14 protein-coding genes are annotated in these 23,943 nt (G+C 65.6%); 7 read left to right on the top strand and 7 right to left on the bottom strand.

Features of this window, described 5'->3' with window-relative positions:
* The first annotated feature begins 48 nt into the window (after positions 1–48).
* From HG262_RS02780 to HG262_RS02765, 4 genes are all read left to right on the top strand, one after another.
* Entirely contained in the window at positions 49–2,124 is a 2,076-nt protein-coding gene (locus tag HG262_RS02780; RefSeq protein WP_169269591.1) for a sensor histidine kinase, read from the top strand.
* Between the two features lie 209 nt (positions 2,125–2,333).
* On the top strand, positions 2,334–9,509 hold the full coding sequence (locus HG262_RS02775; RefSeq protein WP_169269590.1) for a YDG domain-containing protein: 7,176 nt from the start codon (positions 2,334–2,336) through the stop codon (positions 9,507–9,509).
* Between the two features lie 105 nt (positions 9,510–9,614).
* The gene (locus HG262_RS02770; protein ID WP_169269589.1) at positions 9,615–11,276 is read left to right on the top strand and encodes a ShlB/FhaC/HecB family hemolysin secretion/activation protein; all 1,662 of its coding nucleotides are present in this window, start codon (positions 9,615–9,617) and stop codon (positions 11,274–11,276) included.
* A 215-nt stretch (positions 11,277–11,491) separates the two neighbouring features.
* Positions 11,492–13,042: an argininosuccinate lyase gene (locus tag HG262_RS02765; RefSeq protein WP_169269588.1), complete on the top strand. Its 1,551-nt coding sequence runs from the start codon at positions 11,492–11,494 to the stop codon at positions 13,040–13,042.
* Between the two features lie 16 nt (positions 13,043–13,058).
* On the opposite strand, the gene HG262_RS02760 is transcribed toward HG262_RS02765, so the two are convergent.
* A complete protein-coding gene (locus HG262_RS02760) occupies positions 13,059–13,946 on the bottom strand; it encodes a LysR family transcriptional regulator (protein ID WP_169269587.1) in 888 nt (295 codons plus the stop codon).
* A 158-nt stretch (positions 13,947–14,104) separates the two neighbouring features.
* On the opposite strand from HG262_RS02760, the gene HG262_RS02755 reads away from it, so the two are divergent.
* Positions 14,105–15,523, top strand: a complete 1,419-nt coding sequence (locus HG262_RS02755) for an MFS transporter (protein ID WP_248293209.1) — start codon at positions 14,105–14,107, stop codon at positions 15,521–15,523.
* A gap of 37 nt (positions 15,524–15,560) precedes the next feature.
* On the opposite strand, the gene HG262_RS02750 is transcribed toward HG262_RS02755, so the two are convergent.
* The 4 genes from HG262_RS02750 to HG262_RS02735 are packed head-to-tail and all read right to left on the bottom strand — an operon-like array spanning position 15,561 to position 20,608.
* Positions 15,561–16,526: a tripartite tricarboxylate transporter substrate binding protein gene (locus tag HG262_RS02750; protein ID WP_169269586.1), complete on the bottom strand. Its 966-nt coding sequence runs from the start codon at positions 16,524–16,526 to the stop codon at positions 15,561–15,563.
* A gap of 42 nt (positions 16,527–16,568) precedes the next feature.
* Positions 16,569–17,825, bottom strand: coding sequence for a CoA transferase (locus HG262_RS02745; RefSeq protein ID WP_169269585.1), 1,257 nt, complete (start codon positions 17,823–17,825; stop codon positions 16,569–16,571).
* A 28-nt stretch (positions 17,826–17,853) separates the two neighbouring features.
* Positions 17,854–18,999: a MaoC family dehydratase N-terminal domain-containing protein gene (locus HG262_RS02740; RefSeq protein ID WP_169269584.1), complete on the bottom strand. Its 1,146-nt coding sequence runs from the start codon at positions 18,997–18,999 to the stop codon at positions 17,854–17,856.
* 22 nt (positions 19,000–19,021) lie between these two features.
* Positions 19,022–20,608 (bottom strand): acyl-CoA synthetase, encoded by a 1,587-nt coding sequence (locus HG262_RS02735; RefSeq protein WP_169269583.1) that lies wholly within the window; start codon positions 20,606–20,608, stop codon positions 19,022–19,024.
* A gap of 180 nt (positions 20,609–20,788) precedes the next feature.
* Here HG262_RS02735 and HG262_RS02730 point away from each other — a divergent pair, with 180 nt between their 5' ends.
* Positions 20,789–21,589 carry an IclR family transcriptional regulator gene (locus tag HG262_RS02730; RefSeq protein ID WP_211186936.1) on the top strand — a complete coding sequence of 267 codons (801 nt, stop codon included), beginning with the start codon at positions 20,789–20,791 and terminating at the stop codon, positions 21,587–21,589.
* A gap of 4 nt (positions 21,590–21,593) precedes the next feature.
* On the top strand, positions 21,594–22,049 hold the full coding sequence (locus HG262_RS02725) for a PaaI family thioesterase (RefSeq protein ID WP_169269582.1): 456 nt from the start codon (positions 21,594–21,596) through the stop codon (positions 22,047–22,049).
* Between the two features lie 39 nt (positions 22,050–22,088).
* Here HG262_RS02725 and HG262_RS30825 read toward each other — a convergent pair whose 3' ends face one another.
* Both HG262_RS30825 and HG262_RS02720 read right to left on the bottom strand, forming a co-directional pair.
* The gene (locus tag HG262_RS30825; protein WP_211186935.1) at positions 22,089–22,211 is read right to left on the bottom strand and encodes a putative transporter small subunit; all 123 of its coding nucleotides are present in this window, start codon (positions 22,209–22,211) and stop codon (positions 22,089–22,091) included.
* Positions 22,212–22,240: 29 nt separating this feature from the next.
* Entirely contained in the window at positions 22,241–23,935 is a 1,695-nt protein-coding gene (locus tag HG262_RS02720; RefSeq protein WP_169269581.1) for a sodium:solute symporter family protein, read from the bottom strand.
* Positions 23,936–23,943: the final 8 nt, after the last annotated feature.

Raw genomic sequence — 23,943 nt, 5'->3', positions numbered from 1 at the left:
CGCTGGAGGGGTGGTGTAATCTGCGTGGCTGCACGGGATTGCGACTCGATGAAACGGAAATATTACCCCACGGTGTGGGCGGGATTGATGCTGTTGGCGCTGGCGTTGGCCGCCGCATTGGCGGGCGCCGGGCAGGCGCGCGCAGAGCCGCTGCATCTGAACGCGCAGTCGGGGCTGGCGGACGCCGCGGGGCATCTGCAGCGCCTGGACGACCCCGCCGGTACGTTGACGGTAGACGAAGCGGCCGATGCTCCGGGATGGGCCGATCTGCCCGCCGGCCTGAGCGCGGGTTTCACCCCGTCCACCGTCTGGCTGCACCTACCGGTGCAGGTAGATGATCTGGCGCGCGGGGGCTGGATGCTGCGGCTGAGCAACGCGCTGCTGGACGATGTGCGCCTGTACGTCCACCAGGATGGCGACTGGAGGCCGTTGGGGTACAGCGGCGAAGATGTGCGGCGGCGCGATTGGCCGGTGGACTATCGCACCCCGGTGATTCAATTTGATCCGCCCACGCCGGGGTCCTATGTGATTCTGGCGCGGCTGCAAAGCAAGAATGCCCTGGCGACGCGCCTGGAAGTCTGGCAGCGGTTGGCGTTCGATAACCAGTCGCGGCGCGAAGGCCTGCTGTTCGGGCTGTATTTCGGCTTTTATCTGCTGCTGATCTGCGTGCACGCCGTATTCTGGTGGGCCACGCGGGCACCCATGAGCGGCTTGTTCCTGGCCTACATCGGCAATTGCGTGTTCAACGAAGTGATGTCGCTGGGGCTGGTGCAGCAGTTGACGGGCTTGCCGGTGGGCTGGAGCGACCGGATGCTCGGGGTGGGCATTGCAGTGAGCTTGCCGGTGGCGTTGCGGATCGCCTTTGCCCAGCTGAATCTGGGTGCGCTGTATCCGCGTGCGGTGCGCTGGCTGGAGCGGCTGTTCTGGGGTATCGCTGCCGTGTGCTCGGCGCTGGTGGTGTCGGGACACTACGGGTGGGGCATGCAACCGGTTCAGTTGCTGGCCTTGGCGCTGATCGTGGGGTTTACGACGCTGGCCGCCTATCTGTTGAAAAAGGGCTGGCGTCCGGCGCGCTTTTTCGCACTGGCCTTCGGGGTGTTCTATATCGGCGTGCTGATTGCCTTCTTGCGCAATCTGGGCGTGCTGCCGGTCAACGTGTTCACGGAATACGTCTCTACGCTGGGCACGATGCTGCACATGCTGCTGCTTAGCCTGATCATCGTGGGACGCTATGAACGCCAGCGCCGCGACATGGAGCACCAGCAGGCCAATCTGGCGGCCGACATGGCGCGCCAGCACAGCCATCGGCTGGAGCAGGAAGTGGCGCTGCGCACCGCCGAAATGCAGGGCGAGATCCAGCGTCGGGTCGAACTTGAGGATGAACTGCGCGCCTCGCTGGAACAGGAACGCCGCGTGTTCGCCGAGCAACGCGAATTCGTGGCGATGGTGTCCCATGAATTCCGTACGCCGCTTGCCATCATCACCACGTCGGCGCAGCAACTGGGCCGCAATCTGGCCGCGCCCGTCGAGAAAAGCCTGGCGCGCTGCGGCAATATCCGCGATGCGGCCATGCGCCTCTTGGCGCTGGTCGACGAATACCTGACTCATGACCGCATGCGCGAACCCAGCGCCGAATTGCGCCTGACGCAATGCGACCTGCTGGCGCTGCTGGCGGATCTGGACCGCGAGTTTCCTGCGGGCCGCATCCAGTGCGTCTACGGCGCGGGCGATCACCTCTTGCTGTGCGACGCGGGCATGCTGCGCATCGCGTTGCGCAACTTGCTGGCCAACGCGGACCGGCATTGCGCGCCGGGCAGGGCGGTTCGGGTGACGCTGCGCGAAGAGGGCGACTGCTTGCATATCGACGTGGCCAACTCCGGCGACCGCATTGCGCCCGCCGAGCAGGAGCGCCTGTTCCAGAAGTACTACCGAGGCCCGAACGCCTTGCGTCATCCAGGCGCCGGCCTGGGGCTGTACCTGGTCAGGACGATCGCCGAGCGCCTGGGCGGCTCGGTGTTCCTGAAGAGCGCAGGCGGGGCTGAGCCTGTGTGTTTCTGCCTGAGCCTGCCGCGCCGGCTGAAAGGCGCCACCAATCTTGTCGACACCCGACAATCTGTTGCATAAAAGCATCGATATGTTTCTGTCCTGACCGGCGTCGGAAGGGTTAACTGCGTCTAATTGCCCGCTACGTCGGGCTTTTATGGCCCGTTACAGGCCAAGTCGTCGGCTATTTTTGACTTGCTTAGATTTGCTCAGATTTAAAAACGCAATCATCGGTATATTTCAGCAGCGAAATTTACAAATTGTGACGCTGTCCGATTCAGGAATATCCGATGAAAAAGCCTTCCCTTAACCACATCTTCCGCCTGGTCTGGAATGACGCCCTGGGCGTGTATGTGCCGGTTGCCGAACACGCCAGCGCGCGTCGCAAGCGCAGCAGCGGGTCTGCCGTGGCGTTGTCCGCGGCAATGTTGCTGTCCGGGCCGGCATGGGCCGCGGATCTGCCCACCGGGGGGAACGTCGTGGCGGGGGCGGGGTCGATCAGCCAGAACGGCACGGCGATGACCATCAACCAGCAGACGGGCAAGATGGCCGTGGACTGGCAGAGCTTTTCCATCGGCAAGGGCAACAGCGTCACGTTCAAGCAGCCTGGACGGGATTCGGTCGCGCTGAACCGGGTGCTGGGGCCCGACGTGTCGGTGATCCAGGGCGCGCTGAATGCCAATGGCCAGGTGTTCCTGGTCAACCCGAATGGCGTGGTGTTCACGCCGACGGCGCAGGTGAACGTGGGCGGCATCGTCGCCAGTACGCTCAACATCAGCACCCAGGATTTCCTGGCGGGCAACTACAGGTTTGAAGGCGCCAGCAGCAACGCCATCATCAACCAGGGCAACATCACGGCGGCCCCGGGTGGCAGCATCGCGCTGATCGCGGCCAAGATCACCAACATCGGCAACCTGGCCGCTGACAAGGGCAACGTCCTTCTGGGCGCCGGCAGCCGCGTCAAGCTGGACCTGGGCGGCCCCGTCAAGATCGAAGTGGAACAAGGCGCGATCGATGCGCTGATCGAACAAGGCGGCGCCATCCGCGCCGACGGCGGCATGGTCTACCTGACGGCCAAGGCCGCGGGCGACTTGGCCAGCACTGTCATCAACCACACCGGCATCACGCAAGCCAAGACGCTGGCCACCGGCGAGAACGGCAAGATCGTGCTGCTGGGCGACATGGTCAATGACCGCATTGCCGTGGCCGGCAAGCTTGACGCCAGCGCGCCTGACGGCGGCAAGGGCGGCTTCGTGGAAACGTCGGCGGCGAAGGTGACGGTGGCGGCAGGCGCGGTGATCACCACCAAGGCGGTCAGCGGCCAGCATGGTTCGTGGCTGATCGATCCGACGGACTTCACGGTCAGCGCGGGCACCAATGGTCAGACCGACAGCGGCATCGGCGCCGATACGCTGGCGGCCAACCTGAACAACGGCAACGTTGAGTTGCAGACGGTCGCCTCAGGCGCCCAAGCGGGCAACATCAACGTGAATGCCGGCGTAACGTGGAGCGCGGATACCAAGCTGACGCTTAGCGCTCACGGCAACATTTTGCTCAATGCGCCGATTACTGCGACGGGCACAAATGCGGGCCTGGCGCTGAACCACGGCGGCTATAAGCAGGACGGCAGCGTTGCGGCAGGCACGGACTACCGCGTGAATTCGCCCGTCACGCTAAGCGGGGCGAATTCTACCTTTGCCGTGAACGGAAATGCGTACACGCTCATTCGTAGCGTGGCGCAATTGAGCACGGTCAACGACGTCCTGACGGGCCGCTATGCGCTGGCGCAGGATCTGGATGCGGCAGGCCAGACGTTCTCGCAATCGTTGATCGGGACGAGTTCGGAGTTTCGCGGCGCATTCGACGGTCTTGGGCATACCATTTCCAATCTGAAAGGCATCCAAAGCTATTCGGGCCTATTCGCCTTCGTTGAAGCCACCGGCGATATCCGCAATCTGGGAATTGTGAACACCGATGTGGCAGGCTTCACCTATGCAGGTGGGTTGGTCGGATACAACCGCGGGAAGCTGGATAACGTCTACGTTACCGGCAAGGTGACTGGCGGAGACAATGGCCTAGGCAGCGGCGGACTGGTCGGGGTCAACTTTGGGACCATTTCCAACGCCTATTCCTCGGGAACGCTCGAAGCATCGCAATTTCCTATGCCGACGGGACAGCGGGGCGGCTTGGTGGGCGTTAATTATGGCGCCATCACTAATTCGTACAGCACGATGTTGGTGAAAGAACCCATGTTCCCGGTTATGCAAAGCGGCGCACTGGTGGGCGCCAACTACGGCACGATTACGGGTAGTTTCGCCGCCAGCACGGATGCGGCGGGCACTTTCTACACCGGCGCGTCGATGACCAAGCTGGTCGGCGGATCGCAGGGCGTGATCAGCCCGACGAGCGGCATGAAAACCTATCAACAGCTGACGCAGCTGGCGACGTTCAAGGACGCAGGCTGGGATATTGACGCGGCAGGGGGCACGGGCGCAACCTGGCGCATCTACGAAGGCAAGGGCGGCCCGCTGTTGCGCGGCTTGCTCAAGCAGGTCACGGTCAGCCTGGCCGACAAAGTCTACGACGGCCGTGTAAGTGGGGGCGTCGGCTATGTGGCGTCGCAGCCGGGCGCGCAGCTGGACGGTAGCCTTAACTACACCACCAACTCGAAGAACGCGGGCGTCTACCGTCTGGCCGATGGGACGCTGACCGTCGATGGCGGCCTGTATTCGAATCAGCAAGGCTACGACATCGTCTATGCCGACGGCCTGGCTTTGAACGTTCTGAAAAAGGGCGTATCGGTAGGCTTCACCGCCAGCGACAAGACGTATGACGGCACGCAGCACGCCGACGTCAACGGCATGGTCGGGGCCGACATGATTGCGGGCGACATTCTTGGCGTCGGCGGCACGGGCAGCTTCTCCGACAAGAACGCGGGCGCGGGCAAGACCGTGAACATCGGCGGGGTTGCACTGTCAGGCTTCGACGCCGACAACTATTTCATCACCACGGGTTCCACCGCGACGGCCACTGCCTCGATTACGCCCCGCGAAGTCACGGGGTCGGTGACGTTAAGCGACAAGGTCTACGACGGCAATACCGTCGTCTCGGCCAATGGATCCTTGACAGGCTTGCTCGCGACGGACAGCTACAGCTTTTATCTCCAGTTCGTCGACAAGAACGTGGGAACGAACAAGCAGGTCCGCTTCGTGCTCAGCGGCCTGGATGCCAACAACTACGTTGTGGGTGCCGGCCTGAATCTGTTGACGGCCAGCATCACGCCCAAGGCATTGACCGCCGCCTTGACCGCCAGCAACAAGATCTATGACGGATCGACCAGCGCCGCGGTATCTGGTGGCCTGACCGGCGTCCTCGTCGGCGACCAAGTGTCGCTGGCGAGCAGCGGGAACTTCCTGGACAAGAACGTCGGTATCGGCAAGAGCGTGCTGCTTGCCGGCTCGTTGACGGGTCTGGATGCGCTGAACTACACGCTGGCTTTCAATGCGGTGACCACCGCCACGATCTCGCCCAAGGCCTTGACCGGCGCGATCACCGCCGCGGGTAAGACCTATGACGGCACGCGTGATGCCGTGACGTCGGGCCAACTGACGGGCGTCGTCCAGGGCGACGCCGTCGCGCTGGACAGTTCGGGCCTGTTCGCCGACAAGAATGCGGGCGTGGGCAAATCCGTGGCGGTGAACGGTTTGCTGTCGGGCGCCGATGCGGCCAACTATACGTTGTCGTTCAATGCCGCCACGGTAGCCACCATCACGCCCAAGGCCTTGACCGGTGCGATCACGGCCGCAGGCAAGACCTATGACGGCACGTTGACTGCCAGCACGGACGGGACGCTGGCCGGCAAGCTTGCGGGCGACTCGGTAAGCCTGTCGACAACCGGCGTCTTCGCGGACAAGAACGCGGGCGTGGGCAAGCAGGTGAACGTTACCGGCGTCTTGACGGGCGTCGACGCGCAGAACTACACGGTTGCCTACAACCCCACGGCCTTCGCCGACATCGCAGTCCGTCAGTTGACGGGGGCGCTGGGCGCGCTGGACAAGGTGTATGACGGCACTTCGCTGGCTTCGGTCACGGGCGTGAACAGCCTGAATGTCGTGTCGGGCGACCTGTTGAATGTCAGCGGCAGCTTTGGTGACAAGAACGTGGCCAACGGCAAGGCCGTGACGTACGTGCTTGGCGGGGTGGATGCCGGCAACTACGCACTGGGCGGCGGCGTGTCCCAGGGTACGGCCAGCATTTCCCGCAAGACCATCACTGGCGCGATTTCCGCGTCGGGCAAGGTCTATGACGGCGGCGTGCTCGCTACCACCAGCGGCGGCCTCAGCGGCGTTGTCGTGGGCGATTCGGTGGCCTTGAACAGCTCGGGTTCGTTCTTGGACAAGAACGTCGGCAACGGCAAGACGGTGAACGTCTCCGGATCGCTGAACGGCCTGGACGCAAGCAACTACACGCTGGTGGCCAACTCCACCGCCACGGCCAACATCACGCCCAAGGCGATCACCGGCGCGCTGACGGCCGCCGGCAAGGTGTATGACGGGTCGCGCGATGCCGCCACCACCGGCACGCTGAACGGTGTGGTGCAGGGCGATAACGTCGCCGTCAATGCCACGGGCCTGTTTGGCGACAAGAACGTCGGCAACGGCAAGCTGGTGGCGGTGAACGGTGTCCTGACTGGGGTCGATGCGGGCAATTACCTGCTGAGCACCAACGCCACGACGCTGGCCGACATCACGCCCAAAGCCTTGACGGGTGCCATCACGGCTGCCGGCAAGACGTATGACGGCACGACCGCCGCCGCGACGTCCGGCACGCTGAACGGCGTGGTCGTGGGCGATGCGGTCGCGCTGTCGACCACCGGCGCCTTCGCCGATAAGAATGCTGGCGTGGGCAAGCGCGTTGATGTCAACGGCACGTTGACCGGCGTTGATGCCGGCAACTATACGGTTGCCTCCAACGCGACTACCGCCGCCACCATCACGCCGAAGGCGATCACCGGCGCCATCACGGCCACGGGCAAGACGTATGACGGCACGAATGCCGCCAGCACGTCGGGCAGCCTGGCCGGCCAGATTCTGACCGATGCCGTGGCGCTGTCGACCACGGGCGCATTCACGGACAAGAATGTCGGCAACGGCAAGACCGTGAACGTCGGCGGATCGCTGACGGGCCTGGACGCGGGCAACTACATCCTTGCCGCCAATGCGACTACCACGGCCAACATCACGCCCAAGGCGATCACCGGCGCGCTGACGGCCGCCGGCAAGGTGTATGACGGGTCGCGCGATGCCGCCGCCACCGGCACGCTGAACGGCGTGGTGCAGGGCGACAACGTTGCCGTCAATGCCACGGGCCTGTTTGGCGACAAGAACGTCGGCAACGGCAAGCTGGTGGCGGTGAACGGTGTCCTGACTGGGGTCGATGCGAGCAATTACCTGCTGAGCACCAACGCCACGACGCAGGCCAACATCACGCCCAAAGCCTTGACGGGCGCCATCACGGCTGCCGGCAAGACCTATGACGGCACCACTGCTGCCGACACGTCGGGTTCGCTCAACGGCGTGGTGCAGGGCGACACGGTTGCGCTGTCGACGACCGGCGCCTTCGCCGACAAGAATGCCGCCATCGGCAAGCTGGTCAATGTCAGCGGTTCGTTGACGGGCGCCGACGCCGGCAACTACACGGTCAGCGCCAATGGAACGACGGTCGCCACCATTACGCCGAAGACGATCACCGGCGCCATCACGGCCGCGGGCAAGGTCTACGATGGTTCCGTCTTGGCCAGCACCTCGGGAAGCTTGGCGGGTCAGATCCTGGGCGATGTCGTTGGCCTGTCGACCGCGGGTTCGTTCTCGGACAAGAACGTCGGCAATGGCAAGACGGTGAACGTCGGCGGATCGCTGACGGGCCTGGACGCTGGCAACTACATCCTTGCCGCCAATACGACCACCACGGCCAACATCACGCCCAAGGCGATCACGGGAGCGCTGACCGCCGCCGGCAAGGTGTATGACGGGTCGCGCGATGCCGCCACCACCGGCACGCTGAACGGCGTGGTGCAGGGCGACAACGTCGCCGTCAATGCCACGGGCCTGTTCGGCGACAAGAACGTCGGCAACGGCAAGCTGGTGGCGGTGAACGGTGTCCTGACTGGAGGCGATGCGGGCAACTACCTGCTGAGCACCAACGCCACGACGCTGGCCAACATCACGCCCAAAGCCTTGACGGGCGCCATCACGGCAGCCGGCAAGACCTATGACGGCACCACGGCCGCCGGCACGTCGGGTTCGCTCAACGGCGTGGTCCAGGGCGACACGGTTGCGCTGTCGACGACCGGCGCCTTCGCCGACAAGAATGCCGCCATCGGCAAGCTGGTCAATGTCAGCGGTTCGCTGACGGGCGCGGACGCCGGCAACTACACGGTCAGCGCCAACGGCACGACCACGGCGACGATCGCGGCACGCCAGTTGAACGGCGCGCTGGGTGCGCTGGACAAGGTCTACGACGGCAACACCGTGGCAACGGTCACCGGCGCGGATGCCATTGCCGGCATCATCGCGGGCGATTCGCTGGGGGTCGCGGGCAGCTTCGCCGATAAGAACGCGGGCGAAGGCAAGACGGTCGCCTTTGGCTTGACTGGCGGCGACGCAGGCAACTATGTGTTGAACGCCGCCGATGCGCGTGCCGCCATCGCGCGTCGCGTGCTGGGTGTCGACGGCACCACGGTTGCCGGCAAGGTCTACGACGGGAGCACCGCCGCCCAGGCATCCGCAGGATCGTTGACCAACCTGGTCGAAGGTGAATCGCTGGGCGTGGGAACCACGGCCACGTTCGACACCGCCAACGCCGGCAACCGCAACGCCAACGTGCGTTACGCCTTGGCCGACGGCGACAACGGCTTGGCCAGCAACTATGTGCTGGCCGACACGCAGCACCAGGCTGTCATCGATCGCCGCGCCATCACGGTCGCGGCCGACGACAAGACCAAGCGTGCGGGCGATGTGGACCCGGCGCTGACGTGGCGCGTCACGCAGGGCAACCTGGTCGGCAATGACACGCTGGCCGGCCTGTTGAACCGCGCGGCGGGCGAGACGGCCGGCAACTACGTGATTGGCGCCGGCGGCCTGTCCAACAGCAACTACCTGGTTGCCGCGCAGGACGGCACGCTGGTCATCAGCAATGCCGTGCAGCCCGATAGCCGTCGCGAGGCGGCGCTGTCGGCAGCGCAATGGCTGCAGGCCGCAGTGGGGACCGCCAACACGACGCCACCGACCCTGCCGGGGGAACTGAACTTCGTGCCGGTCGATTCCGGCAACCCAGGCCAGACCGGCAACGCGAAGCCGGTGCCGAACGCGGGGCAGGGCGCGCGCAGCATGCAGGGTCCCGCTCAGGTCCTGGTGATCGACGGCGGTATCCGCCTGCCGGAGGGCGTTGTCCAGGGCGGTATCTGATCCCGGCCCTGATACGGCGAACTCCACGACTTATCCGCTTGCCGGCTGCCCATTGCCCTACGGGGGCGTGGGCAGCCGCTCCGAACACCCGATTCTCACAAGATCATGACGCAAGTTTCATTTTTCGCACGTCCGCACTATCTGATCCTGGCGCTTGCCGCGTGGCTGCCTGCGGCGGCTTCCGCCCAGCAGATCCCCAATGCGGGCCGCATCCTTCAGGAGCAGGCGACCGAGCCGCAGCCGCCAGCGCCGTCGCCCGAGTTGAATCTGAGCAGCCCCGTTCCCGGCACCGTTGCGCCGGGCGGGCCGCAAGCCAGCGTGACCCGTATCGATCTGACGGGCAACCAGGCTTTCTCAAACGGCCAATTGCTGGCGCGGTTGGGCGACTACCAGGGCAAGTCCTACGACCTGGCCGGCATGCAAGAATTGGCCAATCAACTCACCCGCTATTACCGCGATGCCGGCTATCCGTTCGCACGCGTCTACCTGCCGGCGCAGGGCCTGGAAAGCGGCGTGCTGCGCCTGCAAGTCGTCGAAGGTCGTTATGGCGAGGTCAAGACCGAAGGCGATGCCGCCCTGGCCGCGCGAGCCCAGTCCTACCTGAATCCGCTGAAACCCGGCGACATCATCGAAAGCGCTTCGCTGGAGCGCGCGGCGCTGCTGTTGTCAGACCTGCCCGGCGTGACCGTCAGCCCGATCATCCGCCCGGGCCAGCAACTGGGCACGGGTGACCTGGCAGTACAGGTGGAGCGCGGCGATCGCGTGAACGGCAGCGTCGGCCTGGACAATCAGGGCAACCGTTATACGGGCCAGTACCGCGCCAATGCGGCCTTGTCGATCAACAGCCCCTTCATGCTGGGCGACCAGATCACGCTGCGCGCGCAGCGCACCAGCGAAGACCTGAACTACGGCGACGTGGGATACAGCGCGCCGCTGGGCAGTTCGGGCCTGCGCGGCCGCGTGGGCTACGGCTATACCGGCTATGAGCTGGGCAAGGAATTCAGCGACCTGGACGCGCATGGCAGCGCCAAGGTCGCCAGCGTGGGCCTGAGCTATCCGCTGATCCGTTCGCAAAGCCGCAATCTGACCATTGGCATCGATTTCATGCACAAGAAGTTGCGCGACGACTATCGCGCCGCCGAGATCGAGCAGAACAAGTTCAGCAACAGCGTGCCCATCGCCGCGCAATTCGACGTGCGCGACAGCCTGGGCGGCGGCGGGCTGACGTACGGCGCACTGAGCTGGACGCCGGGCACCTTGAAACTGGACGGCAACCTTGCCACTGCCGATAGCCTGAGCGCGAATTCGGCAGGCCATTACAGCAAGCTGAATCTTGACATCGCCCGCCTGCAATCCGTGTCGTCGCGCTGGAGCCTGTTCGGCCGATTCAGCGGCCAGTGGACCAACGACAACCTGGATTCGTCCGAAGACTTCGGCCTGGGCGGCCCGGCCGGCGTGCGCGCCTACCCCGTGGGCGAAGGCTACGGCGACCGCGGCTGGCTGGCCCAGCTGGAAGTCCGCTATGCGGCGGGCGCCGTCACCCCGTTCGCGTTCTACGATGCGGGCCGAGTCGAAATTTCCTCCCACCCCTGGCAGGCCGGCGAGAATTTCCGCCGAATCGCCGGGGCTGGCGTCGGCGCCCGCGTTGCCGTGGGCGGCTGGCGTGGCGAAGCCACGGTGGCCTGGCGCACCGACGGCGGTGCGCCGCAGTCCGATAGCCAGGATCACAAACCCTTGTTCTGGGTAAGCGCGCAGTACTTGTTCTAAGCCAGCGCGCCGGCTTGGGCCCCCGCCTTCTTCCGGAGGCAGGGGCTTTTTTTTGCGCTGCGACATCGCGTAAGGGAATATTCAGCCAACACGGCTCTTGTTACGCATTCGCGGGCTATCGGTGTAATACCCGGTTCTCGGGCTTGGGGGTTTTCCATAAACTACCGGACCGTCCCCGTATCGCCTCCCGATAACGACACCATAACGAGAACGCCATGCGACAGTTTCTTCCCACCCTGGGCGCCGCCCTGCTCTTGTCGCTGGGCACGCACGCCGCGTTGGCCCAGCAAGCGACTGCCGCCGCGCCTGCGGCGGCCACCACCGCCGTGCCCCGGGACCCTTTCTTCTGGCTGGGGGAAATCAACAAAGCCACCGCCGTCATCAACACAGACGAAGGTCTGCTGGACAAATCCATCGCGCCGCGCCTGGCGGCCGGTGTGGCCAAGGTGATCAGCGACGGCAACCAGCCGGGCGCGAAACGGCCGGCCAGCGTGATCACCTTTGAACCCCTGCTGATCAAGGCGGCGGGCGAAGACGTGACATTGCTGCATGCGGGCCGGTCCAGCCAGGACATGCACGCGACCTACCGCAGCGCGATCCTGCGCGACAAGCTGCTGGACTTGGCCGATCAGTTGAACAAGACGTCCACCACGCTCGTCGAGCTGGCCGGCAAGCACGCCGGCACCATCGTGCCGAACTACACCAATGGCGTCGCCGCGCAGCCCAACAGCTACGGGCACTATCTGCTGGGCCAGGCCGCGGGCCTTGCGCGCGACGCGCAACGTATCCGCGAGGCCTACGTCCGCATCGACCGTTCTCCCATGGGCACGACGGTGCTGAACGGCACCAGCTGGCCGCTGGACCGCAAGCGCATGGCGCAATACCTGGGTTTCGAGGCGCTGGTCGACAATGCCTATGACGCTTCGCAGATCTCGTCCATGGACCAGCCGGTGGAAGTGGCGTCGATCGTGACCAGCATTGCGCTTCGCACCGGCAACTTCGTCGAAGACGTCATGACGCAGTATGCGCAGTCGCGGCCGTGGATCCTGCTGGAAGAGGGCGGCGGCAACACCTACGTGTCCAGCGCCATGCCGCAAAAGCGCAACCCCGGCCTGCTGAACGACACCCGCAGCGACGCGTCGACTGCGCTGACGCTGGCGATGGGCCCGGCGATCCAGACGCACAACATCACGCCGGGCATGAGCGACCCGAAGGACGTGAAGCAGAATTCCGCCATGGTCGACAGCGGCATCTCGGCGCTCAAGCGCTGGGACCGCGTGCTCAAAGCCATGGTTATCAGCCCCGAGCGCGCGTTGGAAGAGTTGAACAGCGACTGGACTGCGTCGCAGGAACTGGCTGATGTGCTGATGCGCAAGTACAAGCTGCCGTTCCGTGACGGCCACCACTTCGCCTCCGAGGTGGTGACCTACGCCAAGACCCACAATATCAAGCCGCTGGACTTCCCCTACGAGCAGGCCCGCCGCATCTATGCGGACGCCATGAAGGATTCGAAGTACGGCAACGAGCTGCCGATGAGCGAGGCTGAATTCCGTTCGACGCTGGACCCGGTGGCCATCGTGAAGAATCGCGCCACCAGCGGCGGCCCCCAGCCGGCGGAAATGGACCGCATGCTGAAAGAGGCGCGCGACCAACTGGCGTCGCAGGGCAAGTGGATCAAGGAACGCCGCGAACACATCGACAAGTCGCTGGCTGACTTGGACAAGACGTTCGATACGCTGGCGGCCAGTGCACCGAAAGGGAAGTAAGCGCGCGCGGACGCCGTCAGCCGACAGCGTCCAGCACGCAGCCGCGCAGCCACCGATGGGCGGCGTCGCCGTCCATGCGCGGATGCCACAGCATCGACACGGTGAACGCCGGCATCGTGAAGGGCAGCGGAAAGGTGTGCATGCCTGCGCGCAGGCTGCCGGTGTGCCGTTCGGGAACGGTGGCGATCAGGTCGGACCCGCGCGCCAGGGCGATCGCCGTCGAGAATCCGCCGGCGATCGCGGCGATTGCGCGTTCGCGCCCGTGCGTGGCCAGCGCATCGTCCACCGGCCCTTTGTCCAGGTTGCGGCGAGAGACGAGGATGTGGCGCGCCGACGCATAGCGGGCAAGCGTGACCTTGCCTTGGCTGAGCGGGTGGGCCACGCGCATGACGCCCACGAAGCGGTCCTGGAACAGCGCCCGCGTGCGCAGTTCGGGGCTGGCCGCGTCGCCGACGATGCCGGTTTCCAGATCCACCGTGCCTTCGCGCAGCGGCGCGCTGTCCTTGTCGGTCTTTTGCACGAAGCGTAGCCGTACGCTGGGTGCATCGGCGCTGGCGCGGGCCAGCAGGGCCGGTCCAAAATTTTCGGCAAAGCCGTCGCTGGTGCGCAGCGTGAAGGTGCGGGCCAGCTGCGCCAGGTCAAGCTGCGCAGCCGGGCGCAGCACCGCTTCCACATCTTGCACCAGCACGCGGACGCGGTCGCGCAACGCCAGCGCGCGCGGGGTGGGCACCAGGCCGCGGCCGGCGCGCACCAGCAAGGGGTCGCCGGTCGTTTCGCGCAGCCGGGCCAGCGCCCGGCTCATGGCGGACGGACTTAGGTGCAAGCGGCGGGCGGCGCGCGCGACGCTGCCTTCGGCCAGCAGGACGTCCAGGGTGGTCAAGAGGTTGAGGTCGGGGGGCGCCATGCTGCAAACGTAGCACGGTTGGCGCGGCCTGGCCCGTTTTGATAGCGCGTCTGGTGCAGGTATTCAGTGCAAATGCTGCGCCTTCCGCCAGGTCAGCGCAACGCCTAGGATGGCTGCATGGCGTCACGTCGGCGTCTTGACATCCTTGCAGGCGAGCCATGCGCACCTCCGTTCCGTCAATCTCCCCCTCCCGTCCCTCTGTGGCCCTGTTGGCCTGTCTATCGATGTCGATGCTGCTGCCCGCCTTGGGCACCAGCATCGCCAACGTCGCGCTGCCGGCGTTGGCGCAGGCCTTTGACGCGTCCTTCCAGGCGGTGCAATGGATTGTGCTGGCGTATCTGCTTGCGATCACCACGTTGATCGTCAGCGTGGGCCGGCTAGGCGATCTGGCCGGCCGCCGGCGGCTGATGCTGGCGGGGATTGGTTTGTTCACGGCAGGGTCGGCACTGTGCGGTGCCGCGCCCTGGCTGGGGGGATTGATCGCCGCGCGTAGCGTGCAAGGGCTGGGCGCGGCGATCATGATGGCGTTGACGCTGGCGTTCGCCAGCGAGGCCGCGCCGAAAGAAAAGGCCGGCAGCGTGATGGGCCTGATGGGGACGATGTCGGCCATTGGCACGGCGCTGGGGCCCGCGCTGGGCGGCTTGCTGATCGCCGGGCCGGGCTGGCCGTCGATCTTCCTGATCAATCTGCCGTTGGGCGGGCTGGCGTTCGGGTTGGCGTGGTTTCACCTTCCGCCGGATTCGCCGCCGTCGGCAACGCCACGTGCGCGCTTCGATTCGCTGGGGTCGCTGCTGTTGGCCGCGGGCATTGCCGCGTATGCGCTGGCGATGACCCGGGCGGGAAGCGGCTTTGGCTGGATGAGCGGCGTGTTGCTGACCATCGCCGTGACATTAGGCGCGGCATTTGTGCGGCTGCAGGCCCGTTCGGCATCGCCGCTGATCGGGCTGGCGCTGTTTCGCCGGCCGGTGCTGAGCGCGGCCGTGGCGGCGAACGGCCTGGTCTCCACCGTCATGATGACCACGCTGGTTGTCGGACCGTTCTACCTGGCTGGCGGGTTGGGGTTGGATGCCGCGCAGGTGGGGCTTGCGATGTCTTGCGGCCCGGTTGTGGCCGCGCTGGTGGGCGTGCCGGCGGGCCGGGGCGTGGACCGCTACGGCGCGCAGCGCGTCATGGGGGCCGGGTTGATCGCCATGGCGGCCGGGGCGACCGGTATGGCGCTGGCGCCCGCGGCGTTCGGCGCGATCGGCTACGTGGCGCCGTTGGTGGTGATCACGGCTGGCTACGCCCTGTTCCAGGCCGCGAACAGCAGCGCCGTCATGGCCGAAGCCGGCGCCTCGCAGCGTGGCGCGCTCTCGGGTCTGCTGAACTTGTCGCGTAATCTGGGATTCATAACCGGGGCGTCGCTGATGGGGGCGGTATTCGCCTGGGCGTCGGGAGCGGGCGACTTGCGGGTTGCGCCACCCGCCGCGCTGGCGGCGGGCATGCGCTGGACCTATGGCCTGGCGGCGGTGTTGCTCTTGCTGGCGTTGGCGATCGCTGCGGCAGGGCGGACGCGAAGCGGGCCCGCGACGGCCTGACCGGGTGCCCGCCTTGGGCGGTGACGCCCATCGCCCGCTACTCTGCCTTCAGGCCCGCCTGGACGATCAATGGCTGCCATTTCAGCCGTTCGCTGCGCGAGAACGCGGTCAGTTCCGCTGGCGTGCCGCCGCCGGGTTCATGACCCAGTTCCAACAGGCGCTGGCGCACCTCGGGACGCGCCAGGATCTGCGTGAGTTCGGCGTTCAGCCGCTGTATGACGGCGGGTGGCGTGCCCTTGGGCGCGTACAGACCATTCCACGCGATGACCTGAAATCCGGGCAAGCCCTGCTCGGCGACGGATTTCACGCCCGGCAGCAACGCGGATTCCTTCAACGAGGTCACGGCTAGCGCGCGAAGCTTGCCGCTGGTGATGAACGAGCGGGCGGCGCTGACGGTATCGATGCCGATCTGCACTTGTCCGCCCATCAAGTCGGTGGTGGCGGTGGCCGACCCCTTGTAAGGAATACCGCGCAGGCTGTTGACGCCTTGTTGCTTGAGCAGTTCGAAGACGAGCCGCGCCGTGGTGCTGGGCATGCCGACGTTGATGCTGTCGGTTTTCGCCTTTTTCGGGTCCCGCAGGTCGGCCAGGTTGGCGTACGGAGACCCTGGCGGCGTCAGCAGCACCATGGGGAATGCACTGACCAGCATGACGGGTTCGAAGTCGCGGTCTGGGTCGAAGGCCGTGGAGGAATACATGTATTGGTTCAGCACGTGCGTGCCGTTGGTGCCCATCAACAGCGTGTAGCCGTCGGGCGCCGCGCGCGCGGCTTCCGAGGCGCCGATGTTGCCGCCCGCCCCGGGGCGGTTTTCCACGATGAAGGGCTGCCCAAGGGCCCGGGCCAGATACTCGGCCAGATAGCGGCCGGCCACATCGGTGCCCTGGCCGGCTTGATAGGGGACGATCAGTTTGACGGGTTTGGAGGGATAGGCGTCGGCCGCCGCGGCGGGTTGCGTGAACAGCAGGGATGCCGCTAGCGCGGCCATCAGGCGTATGGTCTTCATGGTGGTCTCCTGGATTTTCTTATTGGGTAGCGGTCGGTGTGGCTACGGCGTCGAAGGAGGCCACCGCGGCAAGACGCCTTGTTCCCGTAGCGCCGCGATATGGGTGTCGTCGAGGCCGGCCTCCCGGAGGACCTCGTCGGTGTGCTGCGCATAGGACGGGGGAAGCCGGCGCACGCGCACGGGCGCGTCGGACAGCCGCGTGGCGGCGCCGATGCCGTGGTAACCGTCGCGGTCGATGCGCATGCCGCGATGCATCGCATGCGCCTGTTCGAAGGCTTCGGGCACGCTGTGGACCGGCCCCGTCGGCACGCCCAGCCGCATCAGGTCGCGGCAGACGGCATCGCGCATTCGGGTGGATAGCGCGGTTTCAATGGCGGTCCGCAGGGCGTCGCGGTGCTCAAGCCGCTGGCGGTTGGTCGCGAAGCGTGCGTCTTCCAACAACGGTGTCAGGCCGGTGTACTCGCAGAACTTGCGGAATTGGCGGTCGTTCACGACGCCCAGGAAGATCTCGCCGTCGCGGCAGGCGAAGCGGTCGTACGGCGCGATGTTGGGGTGCGCGCTGCCCAGCAGCCCCGGCGCGCGTTGCGTGTGCATCCAGTTGGCGGCGTGTGGCACCAGCAGGCTGAGCGCGGTGTCGAACAGCGTGGCTTCCACACGCTGGCCCCGCCCGGTGCGCCCGCGGTGGTACAGCGCCAGCAGAATGCCCGCTTGTGCGGTGTAACCCGTGAGGTGGTCGACGATGGGAATGCCGATGCGGGTGGGGCCGCTGGCCGGGTCGCCGTTCACGCTCATCAGGCCGCACATGGCCTGCAGGATGGCGTCGTAGCCGGGCAGGCCACCCAAGGGGCCCTCTGCGCCGAACCCCGAGATGGCGCAGTAGATCAGTTGCGGAAAGCGCGGCCTGAGGTCCGCCTCGAAGTCCAGACCCCACTTGGCCATTGTGCCCGGGATGAAGTTCTCGACCAGGATGTCGGCATCTTCAAGCAGCCGCAACAGCACGTCCCGGCCCGCGGCCAGGGAGAGGTCCAGCCCGATCGCGCGCTTGCCCCGGTTGACGGCGGTGTAATAGGCCGCGTCGCCCTCCGGGTTCACGGGCGGACCGAGCGTGCGGGTCTCGTCGCCAGCGGGCGGCTCGACTTTGATCACGTCCGCGCCCTGGTCGGCCAGCATCTGCGTACACAGTGGCCCCGCCAGCACCCTGGACAGATCGATGACCCGGACGCCCGCCAGCGCGCCGGCGGCGCGGGCGTGGGGAGCATCCGGGGCATGTGCAGCATGCTCCGATGAACCAGACATCATTGACCTCGACTTGGTCGTGTCCGACGCGTTATCCGCGGGTGGGCAATTCAACCAGGCCAGAACCCAGTACGGACAGCTCGTCGTCCTGGTTGCGGGCTTCTTGCTCGATCTCCACCAGATGGCGGCCGTCTTCGACGTACTTGCGCGTGACGCGGCCCTTGAAGAACAGCATGTCGCCCTCGGGGTTGTGGCGGCGGATCTTGCAGGTGGACTTGCGCAAGAAGCCCGCGTCGCCCATCCAATTGGTCAGGTGGTGCGTCAGCCACGAGTTGCGCTCGGGGCCGTAGTCATACGCGCCCGGCGCACCAACTTCCAGCGCGAATTCTTCTTCCCAGTGCACGCGTTCGGGCACATCGGGGATGCCGAAGCGGTTGGTGATGCCGACGCCGGGATGGGCATCGATCAATTGCCATGCCAGCTTGTTGGCGCGGATATACAGGCCGCCCCAGCCTTGCGCATAGGCGATGAAGCCCGTCACTGTCATCGGGCCCTTGAACATCACGGGTAGTTCCTCGCCTTCCTTCACGTCTTCCCAATAGCGGGGCGTGGCGCCGCGCACCGCTTCCTGCGCGTACAGCTTGTAGGCTTCCTTGATTTCCTCGGGGCTGTAGCGGCGGGGTTCGCGGGCGCGCACTTCCTTGTACTTGCTGCCCTGTTCGCGGGCATGGTCGCGTTCCGTGCGGAAGCACCAACTGTCAGCTTCGGCAACCTTGTCGCCGTCCTGGTTGAAGAAGTCCACGTGATAGATCTGCTGCACCGCGCGGCCCGCGAAGCGGGTTTGATGCTCGATCAGGTTCTTCAGATGCGCTTCGGTCGAGATGACGTCGTTGCGCTTGACGGCCTTGTGCCAGGTCCAATCTGCGCCCGACCACATGGCGTGCACGCCCGGCAAGCCGCCTACGTAACCCGACACGATGCGGCTGGTCGAAAACAGGAAACTTGGCAGCGCGATAATGCCGCCGTGCTGCGTCTTGGCGGCATACTCGGGGTCGCACCACAGGGGGTTGTCGTCACCGATGCCGTGGGCGTAGTGGCGGATGTTGTCGCGCGTGGCCTCGTAGCACCACGGTTCGGCGGTGACGCCGATCTTGACGCCGATCCGCGCGCGGAGTTCGTCCAGGCCGCGTTCGGTGATGGTCGGGAAGCTTCTTTCGGTCTTGGTCTTGGTCAGCATGATGTCTCCTGGGGGGGATGGGTCAGACGTGCGCGGCGGGCGCGGCGTTTACGGTTGAGGCCTGGGTGGCCGCAAGCTCTTGCTCGCGCAGCTTGCGGCGATGGATCTTTCCTGCAGGTGTCTTGGGTAGTTCGGGCACGAACACCACCTGGCGCGGATACTCGTGCTGTGCCAGTTGGCTGCGCACGGTGTTCTGGATCTCTTCGATGAAGGCGTCGTCGCCCGGCCTGGCCGATACCACGAAGGCTTTGACGACCTGGCCGCGCAACGCGTCAGGTACGCCGATGGCGGCGGCCTCGGTCACGTCGCGGTGCTTCAGGATGGCGTCTTCGATCTCGACGGCGCTCATGGTCCAGCCGGCCGAGATGATGACGTCGTCGGCGCGGCCGCCGTGCCAGAAGTACCCGTCTTCGTCCACGCGCCCCAGGTCTTTAGTGGCGACCCAGGCGTCGCGCCGCCAGAGTTTGAGTTCGCCCGTCACGCCGGGCGGGCAGGGCGCGCCGTTGGCGTCCTGCACTTCGACGCGCAGGCCGGGCACGGGCTTGCCCAGCGAACCGGGCTTGACCGTGAAGTCTGAGGCACCGGGATAGTTCACCAGGCAGACCCCGATTTCCGTGGTGCCGTACATGCTGCAGACCGGCCGCCCGAACGTGGCTTGCACGAAGGCGGACGTCTCACTGTCGATGGGTTCTCCGGTGAACGACACCTTTTCCAACTGGTAGCGGTACTGCTTTGCCACGCCCGAGTTGCGCATCATGCGGTAGTGCGTGGCGGCAGCCGAGATGTTGTTGAAACCGTGATCCTGCAGGGCTTGCAGCAAACGTTCGGCATTGAACTTGCCGGCGTAGGCGCCGATCGTGACGCCAAGGGCAAGCGGGGCCAGCGTGCCGTGCCACAGGCCGTGGCCCCAGGCGGGGGATGACGGGCACATGAAGCGGTCGCCCGGGCGCACGCCGGTGCCGTACAGGGCGGCCATCATCAAGGTGACCAGCGCGCGGTGGGTGTGCTTGACCGCGTCCGGCAGCTCGCGAGTGGTGCCCGACGTGTATTGGAAGATGGCCAGGTCGTCAGCCTGCGTTCGGCACTCGTATCGCGGGGGGAAAGCGTCCAGCGCGCCGATGAAATCAGCGTCCGCGATGACGACGCGCATGTCGTCGCACCCGCCGACCAGCGGGGCTTTCTCGGCATTGGTCACCATCAGGCGGGGCTTGCAGTCCTGCACACGCAGCCGGATGCCGTCGGGGCCGAACAGCGTGAAGAGCGGCACCGCGATCGCGCCCAGCTTCATCGCTCCGAACATCGCCACGTAAAAGGCCAACGACGGCTCCAGCATCACGGCGACCCGGTCGCCGGGCTGGACGCCCTGGGCGGCCAGGTAGTGCGCGAAGCGCGACGAGGCATCGGATATCTGCTGGAAGCCATAGGACTCGCCGCCGCCGGCCGCGCGCACCAGGATGACCGCTGGCTCGTCTTTGCCGGCATGGCGGTCGATGCACTCGTGGGCGATGTTCATCTGCCCGCGGTCGCCGTCGAACAACTCCCAAAGCTTATCCGGGGTGCAGAGCGCTTGGGCGTCCGCGTAAGAAGTGGCCTGTGTCAGCGTCGTCATGTCGTCGTGCCTGTGAGGGGTCCGCAATCTGTTGAAGCGATAATGCGCGCCGATTTTAAAATTGTCAATTACGTCCATTGATTGTATATAGACAATTAAATGGTGGAAAATCAGGGCGGCATCGACGGCGCGAAGGCCCGTGCGCAAGGTATGCTTGCCGCAGTAAAAACGGAGAGTCAGATGAGTCAGTCCAGTTCCCAGGAACCTTCCGCGACAGCGGGGCCGCGTGTCCGTCCGGTGCCGGCCGTCACGCGTTCGATCGCCATCCTGCGCTTGCTGGGCCGTGGCGGCGCGCCGATGACCTTGAAGGCGATTTCGCAGGAATTGGAGATGGTGACCAGCACCTGCCTGCACATTCTTCGGGTATTGGTGGAGGAGGGGCTGGTGAAGGTGGATACCGGCACCAAGCGTTACAGCCTGGGCGTGGGCATGCTGACGCTGGCGCGCAGCGTGATCGAAAGCAGTCCTTTCCCGACGTTGGTGCAGCCCGTGTTGGACAAGCTGTCCAGCGCGGCCAATGTCACGGCGATTGGCGTGGAAGTGGCAGGCGGCGACCACATGGTGGTGCTGGCCTTGTCGCGTTCCACGGCGCCTTTCCGCTTGCATGTGGATGTGGGTAGCCGCTTTCCCGCGCTGATCAGCGCGACGGGCCGGTTGGTGGCCGCGTTCTCGGACCTGACGGACAAGGAGCTGGAACGCCGCTTCAAGGCGCTGCGCTGGGATCAGGCGCCCGAATTCGCAGCGTGGAAAGCCGACGTGGATGCGGTCCGCCGGGACGGCTACAGCATGGACCGGAACAACTACATCAATGGCGTTGTCGTGATCGCCGTGCCGGTGCTGAATGGCCAGAACCGCATGACGCATTCGCTGGTCGCCGCAGGGTTGGCCGAACAGCTTGACGATGTCCGCGCCCACGCCTTGGCCAAGGATCTGCAGGCCGAAGCGCAGACGCTGTCGCAACTGCTGTCCGCGCGGAGCTGAATCGATGCGCGCGGCACCCACGATTGAATCGTTGATTGCCGAGGGCTGGCGGCAAAAGTCGCTGCAAGGCTTCGCCGGCCTGATCGGGCCTTTGTGGGCGCGCAAGGAAGGCGACGGGTGGGCCTATGGCCTGTTGGCGGGTGCTGCGCATCTGAACCCCGCCGGCGTGGTGCATGGCGGATTGCTGACGGCATTGCTGGACCACGGTTTAAGCGCCATCGCGTGGGAGGCCATGGCGCGCCGCGCTTGCGTGACGGTGCAATTGGACACGCACTTTCTGATGGCGGCGCGCGCAGGCCAGTTTCTGGAGGTGCGCGGGCGCGTGCTGCGGGCGACCTCCTGCCTGGTGTTCATGGAAGGGGACGTGGGCGTCGCCGGAGCGGCCGTGGCGACGGGCGTCGCCGTGCTGAAAGTGATCGGACCGCCGGCGGACGGCGGGCAATCCTCCCCTTCCACGTAATCGACTCGTCTGTCTGGCGGACTCGAGGTCTGCCTGCGGCTACACCATTGACTGCCCGTTTTGTTTCGCCGTGCGGACGTCTTTCCACAGCGTGACGCACAAGAGTGCGAGGATGGCGGCGGATATCGCCGGCCAGATCAGAAAATAAGCGGTCAACCACATATCGCACTCCTGGTGTTGATAGTCATGGATCAGCGCGCGGCGCTGTCGGCGGCAAGTCGGTCGGACGGCGCGTCTTGCGCCACCGCGTGCTGCTCGCGGTGGAACGAGGTGACGCGGTCCGCCAGCATGTTGAAATCGAACCGTTCGCGGTTGCGCAGGCTCAGGGCCACGCAGACCGTGGCGCTGGCGCCATAGGCCGTCAGCGAGGCCAGCAGCACGATATAGTCGCGCAGGCTGCCGATGAAGACGGGCAGCATGACGGCGACGCCGATCGCGCCCACCGTGATGGCGACGGTGCGGCCCAGAAAGCCGAACGCCATCAGACTTAGCACCACGCCACCGCCGATGGCCGCGCAGATCTCGAAGAAGATGGCGACGACACCCGTGATGGGCAGCAGCTCGAAGCGCGCAATCGAGAACAGCACGACGGCGCTCAGCACCGAGCAGACGAAGGCGCGGTTGTTCACGCGGTCCCAGTAGAAGCTGGCGATGACCGGGAAGACGATGGCGCCCCACAGCGCGCCCACGAACACCAGCATGACCAGGATGTCCAGGCGCAGGCTCGCGAAGACCACGCCGATCATCGTGGCGATGATCATGGTGGCGCGGCCCCACCACAGCATGCGCTGCGGATCCGGGCGTCCATGCGCCAGGTTCTTGGCGTAGACGTCGGTCATGACGATGGCGGACAGCGCCGCCAGGTCGGAGTCGGCGGTGGACGACAGCGAACCCACGACCAGCAGGAAGAAGAGCGCGATGCCGAACGGCGGCAAGTAGGTGGACGCCATCTGCGGAATGATGTTGTTCATGTCGCCGTTGGCCGGTTCCAGCCCGACGAACAGCGCCAGCAGGCCCAGCATGCCCAGCCCGATCACCACCGCGCCGTAGCCGACCGTGGCGGTCAGAAAGGTGGGCTTTATCAGGTCTTCGCGCACTGCGAACAGGCGCTGCGCGATGGTTTGGTTGCCGATGGCGTACGCCAGCACGGCGACGAAGTACGGCGCGCCTTGCTCAAGGATGGCCTTGGTGGAATAGAAGTCGGCCTGCTCGCTGTTCAAGCGCCACATGTTGGCTTGCAGCATGTCCGGCCCGCCGGCGTTGAAGAAGATCAGCGGAATGATGATGACCGCGGCGATGATCATCGCGGCCAATTGCGCGAAGTCGGTCATGACCGACGTGCGGAAGCCCGACCACAGGGTGTAGGACAGCACGCCCAGCCCGGCAATCAGCACGCCCTGGATGAAGGTGAGCGGGCTAAGGATCGAGACCAGCGCGCCGGCAGCCGTGAAATTGACCATCAGGCTGATGCAGCTGCCCACGATGTTCGACACCGCCATGATCATCTGGCTGGAGGTGCCGTGGCGCGCGTGGATGACTTCGGCCAGCGTGTGGGCTTTGGGCGCCAGTTGCCTGAAGCGTTTGCCGAAGGGGTAGATGAAGAGAATCATGAGGGCGCCCCAGAAGCCGTAGTGCAGCGGACCGGACAAGCCGTACTTGTAGCCGGAGGTGGCGCTGGCGTAGAAGGAGGCGGCCCAGATCCAGGTGGCGATCATGCTGGCGGTCGACAGGCCAAAGCCGACCGCGTTGTTCGACACCATGAAGCCGTCGACGTTCTCGTTTTTTTCGCCGATGAATAGCGACATCAGGAACGTTGCGCCGTAGAAGCCGGCCAGCAACAGGATGGCGGTGGTCGCCGATAACTGGAAGAACACTGTCTCTTGCATCTTAGGGG

It is taken from the genome of Achromobacter sp. Bel (genome assembly GCF_012928505.1).
GTDB lineage: Bacteria > Pseudomonadota > Gammaproteobacteria > Burkholderiales > Burkholderiaceae_B > Achromobacter.
This window is presented reverse-complemented; position numbering and strand designations above follow the sequence as displayed.